Source organism: Naasia sp., assembly GCF_025465545.1.
Classification (GTDB): domain Bacteria; phylum Actinomycetota; class Actinomycetes; order Actinomycetales; family Microbacteriaceae; genus Naasia.
In genome coordinates this window covers 1-17,066 of sequence record NZ_JAODMK010000042.1, presented here as the reverse complement: position 1 = coordinate 17,066, position 17,066 = coordinate 1, and the positions used below count along the sequence as shown (strand labels likewise).

Sequence of the window (17,066 nt, the reverse complement as noted above, 5' to 3'; positions counted from 1 at the left end):
GCGGGGGTCAACGGCGCTGGTGAGCGGCCCGTGCGGTGTAAGTGCGAGGCGGGAACGAGAATGCGACGATCGACCGGAGACGCTCCAGGTCGCCGCGCACGAGTCCGTGAGTGCGGGCCTGCACGAGAAGGTTCCCGATGGCGGTGGCTTCCACGGGACCGGCCACCACGGGCACTCCGGTGGCATCCGCGGTGAGCTGGCACAGCAGCGAGTTCTGGGCGCCGCCGCCCACCACGTGCACCGTCCGCACCGGGCGGCCCGTGAAGCGCTCGATGTCGCGGACGGTGCCGGCGTAGGCATCCGCGAGGCTCTGCAGGATGCTCCGCACGAAGGCGCCCCGGCTGTCGGGCAGGCGGTGTCCGCCCTCCTCGAGGAGCATCGCGATGCGCGCGGGCATGTCTCCCGGGGCGAGGAGACGAGGATCCGTCGCGTCGAAGGTCGGAACGTCCACCGGTGCGTCCGCTGCGAGTCGGAGGAGGTGGTCGACGTCTTCCTGCTCGCCGGCCTTTGCCCAGGTCCGTGCGGACTCGCTGAGGAGCCAGAGGCCCATCACGTTCTTGAGGAAGCGGGTTCGGCCGTCCACGCCGCCCTCATTGGTGAATCCGGCCGTCCGAGCGGTCTCCGTCACGAGTGGCGATGCGAGTTCCGCCCCGACGAGGGACCAGGTGCCGCAGGAGATGTAGACGGACTCCGGATCCCCGAACGGGACGCCGACCACGGCGGACGCGGTGTCGTGGGAGCCGACAGTGCTGAAGCCGAGCGCGTGCGCGATCCCGAACTCCTGCCGCATCCTCTCGGTGACCTGCCCCAGCTCGGTGCCCGGCGGCACGATCTCCGGCAGCACCGCTGCGGGGAGGCCGAGCCGCGTGAGGAGGGGACCGTCCCATTCTGCGGTGCCGACCCGGACCAGCCCGGTTGTGGTCGCGTTGGTGTACTCGGCTGCGGCTCGGCCGGTCGCCCAGTACGCGACGAGGTCGGGGATCAGCAGGAGCCGGTCCGCGATGTCGAGCAGGCCGTCCTGTGCCTCCGCCGCGAGTTGAAAGACGGTGTTGAACGGAAGGTGCTGCAGGCCGTTCCGTTCGAAGAGCTCAGGTGCCGGCAGCACGGCGTGCACCGCCGCGACACCCCGGGCGGTGCGGTCGTCTCGATAGTGGAACGGGTTGCCGAGCAGGGTGGCGCCCCGAAGCAAGCCATAGTCGACCGCCCACGAGTCGACGGCTGCGCCGACCAGCTCCGGCTCCTCGCGGGAGGCGACGCCGAGTCCGTTCATGGCGGCGGAGTAGAGGGAGAGCACGTCCCAGTGCAGCCCGTCGGTGGTGCGGACCGGCACGTTGGGGAATCGCGCCACATGTCGCAGGTGCAGTTCGTCGCTGCCGATGGAACCGAGGATGACCCGCCCGCTGGTGGCGCCCAGATCGACTGCCGCGACCGACCTCATCGCAGGAACGCCGCCGCGACCCCGGCGTCGACCGGAACGTTCAGGCCGGTCGTGAGACTCAGGTCGGGGCCCGTCAGCACCGCCACCGCGTTGGCCACATGCTCCGGCAGCACCTCCCGCTTGAGAATCGTGCGCTGCGCATAGAACTTGCCGAGCTCGTCCTCCGGGACGCCGTAGGTCTTCGCGCGATTGGCTCCCCAGCCGCCTGCGAAGATCCCCGAGCCGCGTACGACCCCGTCCGGATTGATGCCGTTGACCCTCACCCCGTGCTCGCCGAGCTCGACCGCGAGGAGTCGCACCTGGTGTGCCTGATCGGCCTTGGTCGCCGAGTAGGCGATGTTGTTGGGACCGGCGAAGACCGAGTTCTTCGAGGAGATGTAGATGACGTCGCCGCCGAGCTGCTGGTCGATCAGGACGCGCGCTGCGGCCCTGGACACGAGGAACGATCCCTTTGCCATCACGTCATGCTGGAGGTCCCAGTCGGCCGCCGTGGTTTCGAGCAGCGACTTCGCCAAGGAGAGACCCGCGTTGTTGACGACCAGGTCGAGGCCGCCGAAGGCGAGCACGGTCGCATCCACGGCCGCCTGCACCTGCGACTCGTCGGTCACGTTCGCCTGGACCCCGACGGCCACATCGGCGTTGCCGAGCTCGGCCGCGGCGGCCTGCGCCTTGCCCAGGTCGAGGTCAGCGATGACGACGCACGCTCCCTCCGCCGCCAGGCGAGTGGCGATCGCCTTGCCGATCCCCGAGGCGGCACCCGTGACGAGCGCCACGCGGGTGGCGTGCGATTTCGGCTTCGGCAGACGCTGCAGCTTGGCCTCCTCGAGCGCCCAGTACTCGATCCGGAACTTCTCTTCGTCGGAGATCGGGGCGTAGGTCGAGAGGGACTCCGCGCCGCGCATGACGTTGATCGCGTTGACGTAGAACTCCCCGGCCACCCGGGCGGTCTGCTTGTTGGCGCCGTAGCTGAACATGCCCACGCCGGGGACCAGCACGATGAGCGGGTCGGCCCCGCGCATCGCGGGTGAACCCTCGGTCGCGTGCGCTTCGTAGTAGGCCCGGTAGTCCGCGCGGTATGCCTCGTGCAGCTCCTTCAGTCTCGCGATCGACTCCTCCACCGGTGCCGTGGCCGGGAGGTCGAGCAGCAGAGGCTTCACCTTGGTGCGCAGGAAGTGGTCGGGGCAGCTGGTGCCGAGGGCGGCGAGCCTCGGCGCCCGGGCCCTCGACAGGAAGTCGAGAACGCCTTCGGACTCGGTGAAGTGGCCCACCATGGGACGATCCTGTGACGCCAGTCCGCGGATGGTGGGGGCGAGAGCGGCTGCCTTGGCCCGGCGCTCCTGGTCGGGCAGCGGCGTGTAGCCGTCCACGATGGCGCCGAACGGGTCCTGCCTGCCATGCTGCGCGATGTACTGCTCCGCCGTCGTGATGATCCAGAGGGAGTTCGCCTCGGCCTCCTCGCTGGTCTCCCCCCACGCCGTGATGCCGTGACCGCCGAGGATCGTTCCGACGGCCTCCGGGTGCTGCTCCTTGAGGGCGGCGATGTCGAGGCCCAACTGGAAGCCAGGTCGCCGCCAGGGCACCCACAGGACCTTGCCGCCGAAGATCTCCCGGGTCAGCACCTCCCCGTCCGCCGCCGTCGCGATGGCGATGCCGGAGTCGGGATGCAGGTGGTCGACGTGCGCGGCATCGACCAGCCCGTGCATGGCAGTGTCGATCGAGGGCACTGCGCCACCCTTCCCATGCAGGATGTAGTCGAACGCGGCCACCATCTCGTCCTCGCGCTCGACACCGGGGTAGACGCCGGTGAGCGCGCGCAGCCGATCGAGTCGCAGTACGGCCAGACCCGGCTCGGACAGCGTGCCGAGGTCTCCGCCGGACCCCTTCACCCACATCAGTTCGATCTGCTCGCCGGTGACGGGGTCGGTATCGGTGCCCTTGGCGGAGGTGTTGCCGCCCGCGTAGTTGGTGTTCTTCGGGTCGGCGCCGAGCCGATTCGAGCGAGCGATCAGTGCGGCAACAGTGGGGTTCGTCATGGTGCGGGGTCTCCAGAGGGGGAGGGCTCGTGGGCATCGCCCACAAGGGTGGAAGAGGGGAGTCCGGGGGAGGCCTCCTGGGACGGTTCCCCCGGCAGGGAGATCACGCGCCCCATCCGGCCTGCGCGCCACCGACCCGCTCGGCCTCGATCTTCTGCTGGTAGCCGCTCGCGGCATACGCCTTCATCGGGCTGGCGGGAAGACCTCGCGACTCACGCCACTCCGCGAGGGCCGGACGGACATCGGTGTAGAAGGCGTCCATGAGCACCTCATTGGCGCCCAGCACGTCCCCCGCCTGCTGGGCGGTGCTCAGGGCGTCCCGATCCACGAGCAGGGCCCGCGCAGTCATCTCCTGCACGTTCAGCACGCTGCGAATCTGTCCCGGGATCTTCTTCTCGATGTTGTGGCACTGGTCGAGCATGAACGCGACGCCGCTGTCCGCCCCGTAGCCGCCGCCCCGGATGACCTCGACGAGGATCCGGAACAGCTGGAACGGATCGGCCGCCCCCACTATCAGGTCGTCGTCCGCGTAGAACCGCGAGTTGAAGTCGAAGGAGCCCAGCTTGCCCAGCCGCAGGAGCTGCATCACGATGAACTCGATGTTGGTCCCCGGCGCGTGATGCCCCGTGTCGAGACAGACGAACGCCTTCTCGCCGAGCGCGCTCACCTGGGCATAGGAGGTGCCCCAGTCCGGGACGTCGGTGTGGTAGAAAGCCGGCTCGAAGAACTTGTACTCGAGCACCAGGCGCTGGTCCTCGCCGATGCGCGCGTAGATCGCCGCGAGCGACTCGGCAAGGCGGTCCTGGCGGGCGCGCAGGTCATCCTGCCCCGGGTAGTTGGTCCCATCGGCGAGCCAGATCTTGAGGTCCCGGGAGCCGATCTCATCCATGACGTCGATGCAGTCGATGTGGTGGTCCACCGCTCGCCGGCGCACCGAGGCGTCCGGGTGGGTCAGGCTGCCGAGCATGTACTCGTCGTCCTGGAAGGTGTTCGAGTTGACCGTGCCGAGCGAGACGCCCAGGTCCTGCGCGTGCCGACGGAGCACGCCGAAGTCGTCGACCCTGTCCCAGGGGATGTGCAGGGCGACCTTCGGCGCGAGGCCGGTCAGCTCGTGCACCTGTGCGGCATCTGCGACCTTCTCGAACGGATCACGCGGCACCCCTGTCTGCCCGAACACCCGGAAGCGAGTGCCGGAGTTGCCGAACGCCCAGGACGGGAGCTCGATCGCCTGATCGGCGAGCTGAGCGGAGATGTCGGAGAAGGAGGTCATGCGCGTCCTTTGCGTGGCGTCGTTGCCGGATGGGGCGATTCGATGGGATCAGTCTCGACCCGTGACGGTCGCCCGCCACCCACCTTCTCGGCGGTCCTTCGCCGAGGGAATGGCATCTGTCCTAATTTGTGAAATGTAACGAGCAATCACGCCTGAAGCAAGTGCCTATGCTCAGCGCAGCTCCACCAGGTCGCGGAACGGGTCGAGGCGGCCGTCGTTCGGCGGCAGCTCCGTGATGAGGAACGCGACGCGGGAGAGCTCCAGGCACGCTGCCGTCGACTGCTGCTGAAGCTTGGAGGAGTCGATGCACAGCACGATCTCCTTCGACATCCGTGCGAAGGCGTGCTTCATCTGGGCCTCGGCGAGAGACACCTCGGTGGTCCCGAACTCGGAGTCGATGGCGCTCGCGGAAGCGAAGAACCGGCTGTAGCGCAGCGACTCGGCGGCCTGCACGGCCAGCGGCCCGACGAACGTGTCCGTGGACACCTCGGTCTCGCCCCCGATCAGGATCGGGGTGACGCCGATGGTCCCTTTCAGCGCGGCGTAGGTCGCGTAGGAATTGGTGCTCACGATGAGGCCCGAACGCGGGCCCAGCTTGTTGGCCAGCGCTCCGACGGTCGAGGACGCGTCGAGCGCCACCGACCCGAAGCGGGGCGCCAGGGCGAGGGCCTTCTCGGCGATCAGCTCCTTCGCGCGTGAGTGGACGGAGAGGCGCTCGCCGAAGGGTCTGGGGCCGTTGACCGAGATCGCGCCTCCGCGGACGCGGCGCAGCAGGCCCTCGTTCTCCAGGTCCGCGAGATCGCGCCGGATGGTCATCGGCGAGACGTCGAGGGCACTGGCGGCCTCGGTGAGCCTGACGATATTCTCTCGCTCGAGCGTGGCGAGAAGCTGCTTGCGGCGCTCCTCGGACTCTGTGCTCCCGGTGGTGGCCATGCTCCCCGCCTTCTGTGATAACCCTGTGATGATCCGGGTCGAAAGTAACACAGCCAGCGGTCGTGCCCACTTTCCACGGGGCGCGAACGTGTCGCGTTCTGGATCGTTGACGCACCCGGAGCGCCGTGCTAGCTTCCCACCATCGGTTCACTGAACCAGACCGAAACGGGCAGCGTTGCCACGGAGATGTAGCGACGCCGACAGAGAGTTGGGCGTCGCAGATGACCTCCGAGGCATACGAGAACATCACCTCCTCGACGGAAGGGTTCGATCGTGCACTGGCCGCCGGGAGCGGCGTCGTGCGCCTGGCCCCCACCTGGGTCCCCCGGGCCTTCTGCACTCCTGGACGCCGGATCCGACTCCACCCGGATGACTACTTCCCCTTCCAGCAGACCAGGGGAGGGGTGGACGAGCGCTGGCTCGCCTCCACCATCCGAGCAGACAACGGTCCCCTCACCGGTGCCCACGAGGGACTGAGCCTCGTCGTCGACCCCGACGGCGGACTGCTGCCATTCGACGAGTTCGTCGACCACCACGGATCCGAGGTCCTCGGCGGCCGCCTCTGGGAGGAGTTCGGCGGCTGGACGATGTACTCCAAGTTCTACGACAACCTGCAGCCGTTGCCCTTCCATGTGCACCACTCCGACGAGAAGGCCGCGCTGGTCGAGAAGGTGGGCAAGCCGGAGGCCTACTACTACTCGCCGCACATGAACAACTACCTGGGTGCCCAGTCGGTGTCCTACCTCGGCCTGCAGCCGGGCACGACGCGGGATCAGCTCAAGGAGCGGCTCAAGCGCTTCGAGGCGGGCGGCGACAACCGGATCACCGACTACTCGCTCGGCTACCGCACCCAGCTCGGCACAGGATGGGACATCCCGTCCGGCGTGCTGCACGCCCCGGCGAGCATCTGCACCTACGAGCCCCAGTCGGCCAGCGACGTGTTCGCCATGTGTGAGTCCTGGAGCAACAACCGCGAGGTCCCCGCGGAGCTCCTCTGGAAGGACGTGCCGCAGGAGCACCACGGCGACTACGACTTCGTGCTCGATCTGCTCGACTGGGACAAGAACATCGACCCCGACTTCGTGCCCAACCGCTTCATGCGGCCCTACCCGACGGCGACGTCCGAGGCGGATGGCGGCTCGGCCTACCGCGAGCACTGGATCGTCTACCTCTCGAACTCCTTCAGCGCCAAGGAGCTCACGGTCCGCCCGGGGCAGACGGTGACCATCAAGGACCAGGACGCCTACGGGGCGATCATCGTGCAGGGCGGCGGCTCCTTCGGCGGCCACCAGGCGCAGGCCGCCACCCTGATCCGCTTCGGCCAGCTGAGCGAGGACGAGTTCTTCGTCTCGGAGAGCGCGGCCCGCGAAGGCGTGACGATCAGCAACCGCAGCGCCACCGACGATCTGGTGGTCCTCAAGCACTTCGGTCCCGGCAACGTGGAGCTCGGTCCTATTGGCTGAGATCTTCGGAACCGCAGCGGAGCGCGCCGTCCTCAGGATGGGATCGCTCGAGCAGGCGGCACGGATCGACCGCTTCGTCGAGGACGACGGCCCCGCACGGGGCGCCCGCCGTCTGCGCGTGATCAATGGCGGCGGCCTCGAGTTCGACGTTCACCCGGACCGCGCGCTGGACATCGGGGCCGCCAGCTTCAACGGTCTTCCGCTGGCCTGGCTCTCGGCGACGGGGATCACCCGTCCGGATGCGTACGAGCCAGAGGGGCGCGGCTGGCTCCGCACCTTCGGCGGCGGTCTGGTGACCACCTGCGGACTCGACAGCTTCGGCCCTCCGGCGGATGACGAGGACGGTGTGGCCGGGATGCACGGCAGGATCGGCGCAGTTCCGGGCCGCATCACGGAGGCGCGCGTGACCCCCGAGCTGATCGTCGTGGCGGGCGAGGTGAGGCAGGCGGCGGTGTTCCAGGAGAACCTGGTGCTGCACCGCCGCATCACGTCCCGGCTGGGCTCGTCGGCGTTCTCCATCGAGGACACCGTGACCAATGAAGGGGAGTCGTCAAGCCCCCACATGGTGCTCTACCACGTGAACCTCGGCTGGCCGCTGCTCGACACCGGGACCGTCGTCGAGATCGCTGCTGCCTCCGTCCATCCGCGTGACCCCGATGCCGTCGAGGGCTTCGAGGACCGCACCCGGATCGGTGAGCCCACTGTCGGCTTCCGCGAGCAGGTGTACATCCATCAGGCGGGTGACGACCGGGTGGCGCGGGTCATCAACCGCGCACGGGGGCTCACCCTGACCCTGCGCTACTCCGACACGCTCCCCGCGATCTTCCAGTGGAAGATGACGGCCACGAAGCACTTCGTGCTCGGTCTCGAGCCGGCGAACACTGCGGAGATCAATGGCCGCGACTCGGCCCGCGAGAACGGGGCGCTGCCTCGGCTCGAACCGGGGGAGAGCCGTTCCTACGCAATCGAGATCGAGGTGAACGCGTCATGAGCGAGCCGCTTCTGCAGCTGCACGGCGTGAGCAAGTCCTTCGGCGCCGTCGCCGCCCTGGTGAGCGCGGATCTGACTCTGGAGGCGGGAACCATCCACGCCCTCATCGGGGAGAACGGAGCCGGCAAGTCCACTCTCGTGAAGATCATCGGCGGCCTCTACCACCGGGACAGCGGGGACTTCCTCCTCGAGGGCGAGAGCGTGCACTTCCACAACACGAAGGACGCCAAGGCGGCCGGCATCGCGGTGATCTACCAGGAGCCGACGCTGTTCCCCGACCTCTCGGTCGCGGAGAACATCTTCGTGGGACGCCAGCCCTATACCCGCGTGGGGACGCTCGACCGGGCGAAGATGCGGAGGGATACCCGAGAGCTCACCCAGCGGCTCGGTGTCCCGATCGACCCGGACCGGCAGGCTCGCGGCCTGTCGATCGCCGACCAGCAGGTCGTCGAGATCGCGAAGTCGATCTCGGTGGGCGCGAAGGTCATCATCATGGACGAGCCGACCGCGGCCCTCTCCGGCGTCGAGGTCGACCGGCTGATGGGCATCGCTCGCCAGCTGCGCGACGAGGGCAAGGGCATCATCTTCATCTCGCACCGCTTCGACGAGGTGTTCTCGCTCTGCGACACGATCACCGTGATGCGCGACGGCACCTACATCGCCACGAACAAGACTGCGGCGACCACCGAGGACGAGATCATCCGTCAGATGGTGGGCCGCAGTGTGGGCAGCCTCTTCCCGAAGGTGGAGACCACCGTCGGCGCCGCGGTGCTCGAGGTTCGCGCGCTCACCAGCGTCGGGGTCTTCGAGGACGTCAGCTTCACGGTGCGAGCCGGCGAGATCGTCTGCTTCGCGGGACTGGTCGGCGCCGGACGAAGCGAGATCGCCCGGGCCGTGTTCGGCGTCGACGCCTACGACTCGGGCTCGGTGACGGTCGGCGGTGCCCGGGTTCCACGCAGGAACCCCGCCGGCTCGATGCGACTCGGCATGGGATTCGTCCCCGAGGACCGGCGCAAGCAGGGACTCGCGATGGCCGCCAGCGTGCAGACGAATGTCACCATGGCCATCCGCTCTTCGCTGGCCCGCTTCGGCCTCATCACCTCGTCTCTGGAGGAGCCGAGCGCCCGCACCTGGGCGTCGCGACTCCAGGTGAAGACCCACGCATTGGACACGGAGGCGCAGATGCTGTCGGGCGGAAACCAGCAGAAGGTGGTGCTGGGGAAGTGGCTCGCCACCCAGCCGAAGCTCCTCATCGTCGACGAGCCCACCCGCGGCATCGACGTGGGAACAAAGGCGGAGGTGCATCGGCTCCTGTCCGAACTCGCGGGAACGGGTGTCGCAGTCCTGATGATCTCGTCGGAGCTCCCTGAGGTGCTCGGCATGGCCGACCGCGTGCTGGTGGTCCGCGAGGGACGGATCACCGCGGAGTTCGCGCGCGACGCCGCGACGCCGGAGAACGTCATGTACGCCGCTACGCACGCGGTCGGAGCGGCAGCATGAGCGTGACCCACACCCTGCCGCCCATCGAGAAGGGGCGATCCTTCTTCGGCAGACTCACGCGAGCACGCGAGGTCGGGCTGCTCGTTCTCATCGTGGTCCTCATCGTCGTGACGACGGCGATTCAGCCCACCTTCCTGTTCAGCGACGGCGGATGGCGGGAACTGCTGCGGCAGCCGACCATCCTCATCCTGATCGCGATCGGTGAGGCGATCGTCATCATCACGAGGAACATCGACCTCTCGGTCGGCTCGGTGCTCTGCCTGTCGACCTACCTGTCGGGCTGGCTGTTCGCCAACGTGCCCGGCATTCCGATCCCCCTCGTCGTGCTCACCGGGGTCGCGCTCGGCGCCTTCCTCGGCCTGATCAACGGACTCCTCGTCGCCTTCCTCCGGGTGCCCTCGCTGGTGATCACCCTGGGCACCCTGTACGCGTACCGCGGCATCGCGATCCTGTGGATCGGTCCGCACTTCATCCGCTCCAGCTGGCTCCCGCCGGAGTACCGCCGGTTCGGCACCATGCAGATCCTCTCCATCCCGGTGCTTCTGCTCGTCGCGATCGTCGTCGTGCTGGTCGTCGGCTGGTTCATGACCAGCCGCAGGGCGGGTCGAGACCTGTACGCGCTCGGGTCCAATCCGGAGGCCGCCACCCTCTTCGGCCTGAGCGAGCGGCGACTCACCCTGTACGCCTTCGTGACCAGCGGTGCCCTCGCGGGACTCGGCGGTCTGGTCTACCTCGCCATCTTCGCGACGGGGGACGCCCAGGTGGGCACCGGGTACGAGCTCGAGGCGGTGGCGGCGGCGGTCGTGGGCGGCGTGGCCATCATCGGTGGCTCCGGCACGATCTGGGGAGTGGCCATCGGCGCGTTCTTCCTCGCCACCATCAGCAGTGCGCTGCCCGTGCTCGGCGTGCCCAGCCTCTGGCAGCAGTCCATCGTCGGCATCTTCATCGTCGGCGCCATCCTCCTGGATCGCGTGCTGTTCCTCAGTCGCACCAGACGGGCCAAGAGAGCCGGGAGAACATCATGAGCGCGGCGACCAGCGCAGGAACCATCGCCGAGACAGGCGGTGCTCGCTACCTTCGTCACGGCAGACCGCTGTGGCGCCGGGGGCTCCTCCGCACGGAGGCGGCGATCATCCTCGCCGTCATCCTGCTGCTGGCGATCGGCACCGCAGTGGTCCCGTTCTTCGCTCAGCCGTACACCTACTCCACGATGATCCTGAACTCGGCGCCGGTGCTGCTCATGCTGCTCCCGGTCACGCTCATCGTGATCACGGGCGACATCGACCTCTCCGTCGGCAGCGCTCTCGGCTTCTCCAGCGCCATCTTCGGGCTCGGCTTCCAGGCCGGCGTGCCGATCGCCGTGGCGGCGGTTCTGGGAGTGGTGGCGGGTGCGGTGGTCGGCATCCTCAACGGCGTCCTGGTCACCATCGTCGGCCTGCCGAGCCTCGCCGTGACGATCGGCACCCTGGCGCTGTTCCGCGGCATCGCTGTCGGTCTGCTGGGCACGACGGCCGTCACGGACTTCCCGCAGGAGCTGACCCGACCGGTGTCGGCGAACCTGCCCGGGCTGCCCGTTCCGGTCGTGACCCTCGCGATCGTGCTGCTCGCGATCGTGTTCGGGATCCTGCTGCACTTCACGCCGTTCGGCCGCGGCGTGTTCGCGATCGGGCTCAGTCCGGAGGCCGCCGCGTTCTCCGGGGTCCGCGTGAACCGGACCCGGCTGATCCTGTTCGTGATGAGCGGCGTGGTCGCGGGGGCGACGGGCGTCTACTACACGCTCCAATACAGCAACGCCATCGGAACGAACGGTCAGGGCTTCGAGCTGCAGGTGGTCACCGCGATCGTGCTCGGCGGCGTCTCCATCTGGGGTGGCCGTGGCACGCTGCTCGGCGCCCTCGCGGGCGGTCTGCTGATCGCCGCGCTGAACAAGACGCTCCAGCTCGCCGGCATCGGCTCCGACACCATCAGCATCGTCACCGGTGCTGCCCTCATCTTCTCCGTCGTCGTGGCAAGTGTCGCGGGATTCCTCTCGCGGCGACGACGGGGAAAGGCCGCCGCGACACCCGCGGTCGGCGCATAGCAACACAGAAGAACCGATCTCAGCACCAGCACGTACCAGCAATCCACTGCAGGAAAGGAAGAACGATGACGTTCACATTCAACAAGTCGTCCCGAAGGGGAATCGTCGCCTCGGCGGCGGTCCTCGCCACGGCGACTCTGCTGCTCGCCGGCTGTGCCGGCGGCACCCCGAGCGGCGGCTCCAGCGGCGGCTCCAGCGGAGCGAGCGAAGGCACCAGCGGCGGCGGCGGCGGCAGCGTCACCGTCATCCCCAAGAGCCTGGGCAACAAGTACTTCGAGGCGTCGGACAAGGGCGCTGCTGAAGCGGCCAAGGAGATCGGGCTCACCTTCTCCGAGCAGGGACCGACCGCAACCGGCTCGGCCGATCAGGTGCCGTTCATCCAGACGGCCATCCAGACCGGCCAGAAGGCGATCGTCATCGCGGCCAACGACCCCACCGCCGTGTGCAACGACCTCGAGCAGGCCCGCACCCAGGGCATCAAGGTCATCGCGTTCGACACCGACACCGACTGCCGCGACGTCTTCATCAACCAGGCGACCGTCGACGGCGTCGCGAAGGGCCTCGTGGACATGACTGCGAAGCACCTCGGCGACAAGGGCACCATCGCGATCCTCTCCGGTGGAGCGAACGCGGCCAACCTGAACGCGTGGGTCGAGGCGATGCAGGCGATGCTCGCGGCCGACCACCCGAACATCAAGGTCGCCAAGGTCGCCTACGGTGAGGACCAGGACGAGAAGGCGTACCAGGAGGCCCAGGGGCTCATGCAGAGCATCCCGGACCTCGCCGCGATCATCGCCCCCGACACCGTCTCGGTGAAGGAGGCCGCGCACTACCTGTCCGACACCCCGGAGTACCAGGGCAAGGTCTGGGTCACGGGCCTCGGTCTCCCCAGCGAGATGAAGGAGTACGTGGACAGCGGCATCGTCGAGCAGTTCGGCCTCTGGAACCCCGAGGACCTGGGCTACCTCGCCACCTTCGCGGCGAACGCGCTCATCGCGGGCGACATCACCGGCAAGGAGGGTGACAAGTTCACCGCGGGCAAGCTCGGCGACTACACGGTCGGCGCGAACGGGGAGGTCGTCCTCGGCCCGCTGTTCGTCTTCGACAAGAGCAACGTCGGGGACTTCTCGTTCTGACCCAGCTCTAGAGGAAAGGAGGGCCCGCGTCTTCTCCGGCGCGGGCCCTTCTCCTGCCGTGCGTCTGCGCGCGGCTCCCGGAACCGCAAGCAAGTGAGGAGGAAACGCCGGTGGCTACGATCCACGACGTCGCACGTCACGCCGGCGTATCCGCAGGCACAGTCAGCAACGTGCTGAATCGACCAGGCTATGTGTCCGTCGACACCCGTGAGCGGGTGCTCCGGGTCATCGCGGACCTCGGCTTCACGCCGAGCCGGGTCGCCCGCAAGTTCCCCCCGGGCCGTCAGCGCACTCTCGGGCTCGCGCTCGCGGATCTGGCGAACCCCTTCTTCGTCGATGTCGCCATCGGGGCGGAGGAGGAGGCGAAATCGCTGGGCGTGGGCGTGGTCATGGTGCACAGCGGCGAGGATGCCGGCCGTGAGCAGGACAATCTCGACGTGCTCGTGCAGCAGCGCGTGCACGGCATCATGATCACCCCCGTGCACGAGGACGAATCGCTGCTCGACCGACTCGACGCGCGCGGGATCCCCCTGGTCTTCGTCGACCGGGTCTCGGAGAGGTCCGAGCGGTGCTGGGTGAAGACCGATGACGTGGCAGGTGGCCGGCTCGCGGGAGAGCACCTCGGAGCCCTCGGGCACGAGCACATCGCGTTCGCCGGCAGTCTCGGGAAGACGGTGCAGGTCGACCGCCGCTACGACGGCTTCGCCGAAGCCCTCAGCTCAGCAGGCAGAGGAGCAGAACGCCTCATCACCGACTCATGGCGGATCGCGGACGGCCGCATGGTCGGTGCCGCGCTGGCTGGGCGAACGCGCGACCGGTTACCGACCGCCGTCATGTGCGCCAATGACTACATCGCGCTGGGGATCCTCGCGGAGTTCGCACGGCACGGCATCCGCGTGCCCGAGGACGTCACGATCATCGGATTCGACGACCACTCGTGGGCGGAGGCCGCGACGGTCCCCATGACCACGGTGCGACAGCCGCGCGAGGTGCTCGGCAGACGTGCGGTGCGCCTGCTCCTCGACGAGATCGATCACGGGGACGCCCACGTGCATGCTCATGAGCTGCTCGAGCCCACCCTCATCGTGCGCTCGTCGAGCGCGGCTCCCCGCCTGGGGCGCTCCCCCCGCGTGTCCCGCGCCTGATCCGCCAAACCCGGAAGGAACGATCATGGCCACCACCTGGCAGCCAGAACTCATCAGCGAGGACCTTCTCGCCCTCTCGCTCTCGCTCGGCGAACCCGCCAAGGATCTCGTCATCCTCGCGGAGGGCAACACATCGCAGCGATTGGACGACGGGCGGATCGCGGTCAAGGCGTCCGGCGCCTATCTGGCCAGCACCACCCGCGAGGACTTCGTCGTCACCGAGGTCGCGCCGCTGATCGACCTCATGGAGGACTCTCGCAGCACGCAGGAGGATCTCACGGCCCTGCTCGACGCCGGGGAGTGGTCCGGCGTCCGCCGTCGCGGTTCGATCGAGACACTGGTGCACGCCGCGGTGCAGTCGGTGCAGTCGGTGCAGTCGAGCGCGTTCGTCGCGCACACCCATCCGACCCATGTGGTGGGACTGCTGGCGAGCGTTCACGCGCCGACAGCCTTCGAGGAGTGGGTCTATACCGACGAGGCTCTCGTCATCGGCGTGCCGCTCTTCGTGCCATACGCCGAGCCGGGGATCGCCCTGGGTCGACTGTTCCTCGAGCGCCTCCGTGGCTACGTCGACGTGAAGGGCGAGCTGCCGTCCGCGGTGATGCTCGGCAATCACGGAATGGTCGCGATCGCGGGAAGTGCTGCCGCAGCCGAGGCGATCACCCTGATGGCCGTCAAGGGGGCCCGGGTCCGGTTGGACGCGCTGTCGGTGGGCGGAATCCAGGGTCTCGGAAGCGATGCGGTCTCGCACTACTTCGACCGGACCGACATGGCGGAGCGCCGCAGGAACCTCGCCGGCACGGTGTGATGGCGCGCCTCAGAGCGGTCTTCTGCGACGTCGGCGGGCCCATCTACGACGACGACAACTTCGTCCGCGCGGTACTGACAGCCCTCGACGAGCTGCGCGCGGCCGACGGCCTCCCCCCGGTCGATCGAGGGCGGTTCCGGCTCCTCTACGACCGCGCCCGGGCGGCCCAGGGAGGGTCGCTGCGCGCCGCACTGGCCGAAGAGTTCCTCGGTGACCGCGCGCGTCGCGGCGAACTGCACCAGCTGACCAGGAGGCACTGGGTTCATCCCGCCGGCACGATGTACCCGGACGTGCTGCCCTTCCTCCAGTCGCTTGCCGGGAGCGTGCGATTCGGGATCCTCGCGAACCAGGAGGAGGGCGTCATCCGGGCCCTGGAGCGCGACGGAGTGGCACCCTACGTGGACGTCTGGGGCGTCTCCGCGCTCGTGGGCCACGAGAAGCCGTCGGCGGAACTCTTCTCCTGGTGCCTCGATCAAGCAGGAGTCGCTCCGGAGGAGGCGGTGCACATCGGCAACCGGCTGGACACGGATGTCCGGCCTGCACGCGAGCTCGGGCTCGGCACCGTCTGGGTGCTGCGCGGCGAGGCGCCGGACGAGCCGACCGATGAGCAGCTCGCCGAGGCGGATCTCGCCGTGGGGACGCTCGATGGCCTCGCGCCCCGATTGTTCGAACGGTTCGGGTCACGCCCGTGACCATCGTTCTCGGAATCGATCTCGCCACCTCGGATGTCCGCGTGCGGGCCGTCGACGTAGAGACGGGCGAGACCGTCAGCGAATTCGGCCTGCCCCTCCCCGTCAGCAGCGCAGGAGGCCGCAGGACGCAGCCCGCGCGGCACGGCGAGCTTGCGCTCCAGGCGGTGAGCGCGGTCGCGGCCGATCTCCGGGGAAGGGCAGGGGAGATCCGCGCGCTGTCCATCACCGGCACCTCGGGCACCGTCGTGCCGGTGGACGGTCGGGGAAGGCCGCTCGGCGATGCGGTGCTGTACGACGATCCGCGAGGAGACCAGGAGCAGCGACGGCTGGCGGAAGCGGGCCTCGGGGAGCGCCCGTACGGCGCCCTGTCACGGGCGGCGTGGATGCATGCCGAGTCGCCGGCGGCGCGGTATGTCTTCACGCCCGACGTGGCAGTCGCAGCGTTCGCCGGCCGCCTGCTGCCGTCCGACACCTCGCACGCCCTGAAGAGCGGGATAGACCCGGTCGCCGGGTCCTGGGACTCCCGGGCGCTTGCTGCCCTCGCCCTTCCGCGGGAATGCATGCCGGAGCTCGTCCGGCCGGGCAGGGTGATCGGCGAGGTGGCGGATCCGGCGGCACTCGGTCTGTCCCACGGCGTCGCCATCGTCTCCGGCATGACAGACGGTTCGACGGCTCAGATCGCAACGGGGGCGGTCATGCCGGGCGACACCGTGGGGGTGCTCGGCACGACGCTGGTGCTCAAGGCGGTGTCGCGGGTCGACATCGTCGACGGCGCGCGCGGGGTCTATTCGCACGTCAGTCCCGAAGGCCTCTTCTGGCCTGGGGGCGCCTCCAACACCGGCGCCGGCGCTCTCCGCGTCGGGTCCACCGCGGGGGAGGACCCAGCCCTCCGCACGCCGGAGATCGAGGCATTCGGGCCGGCCGACGTCGTCTCCTATCCGCTGCCCAGAACCGGCGAGCGCTTCCCCGTGGTCTCGACGACGTTCGAGGGGTTCTTCCGGGGCGTCGACGGCAGGGAGCGCGAGCCGGGGACTCCGATCGCCCGCTTCCGGACGGTGTACGAGGGCGTGGCCTTCGTGGAGCGCTTCGGGCTCGAGCAGCTGTCGGCGCTCGGCGTGGACCGGCAGCGGCATCATCTGGCCGGTGGCGCTGCGGCGAGCGGGCTCTGGAATCGGATCCGTGCATCCGCTCTCGGCAGACCCGTGATCGTCTCTGCGGGAGCCGGCAGCGCCCTCGGAGCCGCGGCGCTCGCCGCATCGGGAATGGGCGGTGGGCCGCTCGCGGTGCTGGCCCAGCGATTCGGCGGAACGCGGGTCACCGTCGACCCGGACTCAGCGCTTGTCGGCCCCCTGGAGGACCGCTACCAGGTGTTCCTCGAGGCGCTCCGGCAGCAGTTCGCGCGGGGCCTGTGATGATATGAGCACAGCACCGGATAACGACAAGCGGCAGGCGATGCCGCGTCGTTCAGGCACGAGCGGAGCGCTATGACGACGCAGTCGATCCTGGTCACGGGAGCGGCGGGCGGCATCGGCAGAGCGGCCGCCGCGGAGCTCGCCCGCCGGGGCTACGCGATCGCTG

At 68.8% G+C, this 17,066-nt stretch carries 14 protein-coding genes; 10 read left to right on the top strand and 4 right to left on the bottom strand.

Going from position 1 to position 17,066, the window contains the following annotated elements:
* Nucleotides 1-7: 7 nt before the first annotated feature.
* The 4 genes from JWR33_RS10960 to JWR33_RS10945 form a co-directional block, all read right to left on the bottom strand.
* Nucleotides 8-1,438, bottom strand: a complete 1,431-nt coding sequence (locus JWR33_RS10960) for a rhamnulokinase family protein (protein WP_297411937.1) — start codon at nt 1,436-1,438, stop codon at nt 8-10.
* Nucleotides 1,435-3,471 (bottom strand): bifunctional aldolase/short-chain dehydrogenase, encoded by a 2,037-nt coding sequence (locus JWR33_RS10955; protein ID WP_297411936.1) that lies wholly within the window; start codon nt 3,469-3,471, stop codon nt 1,435-1,437. Before JWR33_RS10955 ends, JWR33_RS10960 begins: the two co-directional genes overlap by 4 nt.
* Before the next feature lie 103 nt (nt 3,472-3,574).
* Nucleotides 3,575-4,741: an L-rhamnose isomerase gene (rhaI, locus tag JWR33_RS10950; RefSeq protein WP_297411935.1), complete on the bottom strand. Its 1,167-nt coding sequence runs from the start codon at nt 4,739-4,741 to the stop codon at nt 3,575-3,577.
* A gap of 171 nt (nt 4,742-4,912) precedes the next feature.
* Nucleotides 4,913-5,674: a DeoR/GlpR family DNA-binding transcription regulator gene (locus tag JWR33_RS10945; protein ID WP_297411934.1), complete on the bottom strand. Its 762-nt coding sequence runs from the start codon at nt 5,672-5,674 to the stop codon at nt 4,913-4,915.
* 221 nt (nt 5,675-5,895) lie between these two features.
* Here JWR33_RS10945 and JWR33_RS10940 point away from each other — a divergent pair, with 221 nt between their 5' ends.
* From JWR33_RS10940 to JWR33_RS10895, 10 genes are all read left to right on the top strand, one after another.
* The gene (locus JWR33_RS10940; protein ID WP_297411933.1) at nt 5,896-7,137 is read left to right on the top strand and encodes a hypothetical protein; all 1,242 of its coding nucleotides are present in this window, start codon (nt 5,896-5,898) and stop codon (nt 7,135-7,137) included.
* The gene (locus tag JWR33_RS10935) at nt 7,130-8,128 is read left to right on the top strand and encodes an aldose 1-epimerase family protein (protein ID WP_297411932.1); all 999 of its coding nucleotides are present in this window, start codon (nt 7,130-7,132) and stop codon (nt 8,126-8,128) included. The genes JWR33_RS10940 and JWR33_RS10935 overlap by 8 nt, the downstream gene beginning before the upstream one ends.
* Complete coding sequence (locus JWR33_RS10930; RefSeq protein ID WP_297411931.1) at nt 8,125-9,627, top strand: sugar ABC transporter ATP-binding protein; 1,503 nt, start codon at nt 8,125-8,127, stop codon at nt 9,625-9,627. The genes JWR33_RS10935 and JWR33_RS10930 overlap by 4 nt, the downstream gene beginning before the upstream one ends.
* Nucleotides 9,624-10,652: an ABC transporter permease gene (locus JWR33_RS10925; protein ID WP_297411930.1), complete on the top strand. Its 1,029-nt coding sequence runs from the start codon at nt 9,624-9,626 to the stop codon at nt 10,650-10,652. Before JWR33_RS10930 ends, JWR33_RS10925 begins: the two co-directional genes overlap by 4 nt.
* Entirely contained in the window at nt 10,649-11,707 is a 1,059-nt protein-coding gene (locus JWR33_RS10920) for an ABC transporter permease (RefSeq protein WP_297411929.1), read from the top strand. Before JWR33_RS10925 ends, JWR33_RS10920 begins: the two co-directional genes overlap by 4 nt.
* Nucleotides 11,708-11,772: 65 nt before the next feature.
* A complete protein-coding gene (locus tag JWR33_RS10915) occupies nt 11,773-12,843 on the top strand; it encodes a rhamnose ABC transporter substrate-binding protein (protein WP_297411928.1) in 1,071 nt (356 codons plus the stop codon).
* Nucleotides 12,844-12,953: 110 nt separating this feature from the next.
* Nucleotides 12,954-13,988, top strand: a complete 1,035-nt coding sequence (locus tag JWR33_RS10910) for a LacI family DNA-binding transcriptional regulator (RefSeq protein ID WP_297411927.1) — start codon at nt 12,954-12,956, stop codon at nt 13,986-13,988.
* A 25-nt stretch (nt 13,989-14,013) separates the two neighbouring features.
* The gene (locus JWR33_RS10905) at nt 14,014-14,796 is read left to right on the top strand and encodes a class II aldolase/adducin family protein (protein WP_297411926.1); all 783 of its coding nucleotides are present in this window, start codon (nt 14,014-14,016) and stop codon (nt 14,794-14,796) included.
* The gene (locus JWR33_RS10900; RefSeq protein WP_297411924.1) at nt 14,796-15,488 is read left to right on the top strand and encodes an HAD family hydrolase; all 693 of its coding nucleotides are present in this window, start codon (nt 14,796-14,798) and stop codon (nt 15,486-15,488) included. Before JWR33_RS10905 ends, JWR33_RS10900 begins: the two co-directional genes overlap by 1 nt.
* Complete coding sequence (locus JWR33_RS10895; RefSeq protein WP_297411922.1) at nt 15,485-16,900, top strand: FGGY-family carbohydrate kinase; 1,416 nt, start codon at nt 15,485-15,487, stop codon at nt 16,898-16,900. Before JWR33_RS10900 ends, JWR33_RS10895 begins: the two co-directional genes overlap by 4 nt.
* Nucleotides 16,901-17,066 lie beyond the last annotated feature (166 nt).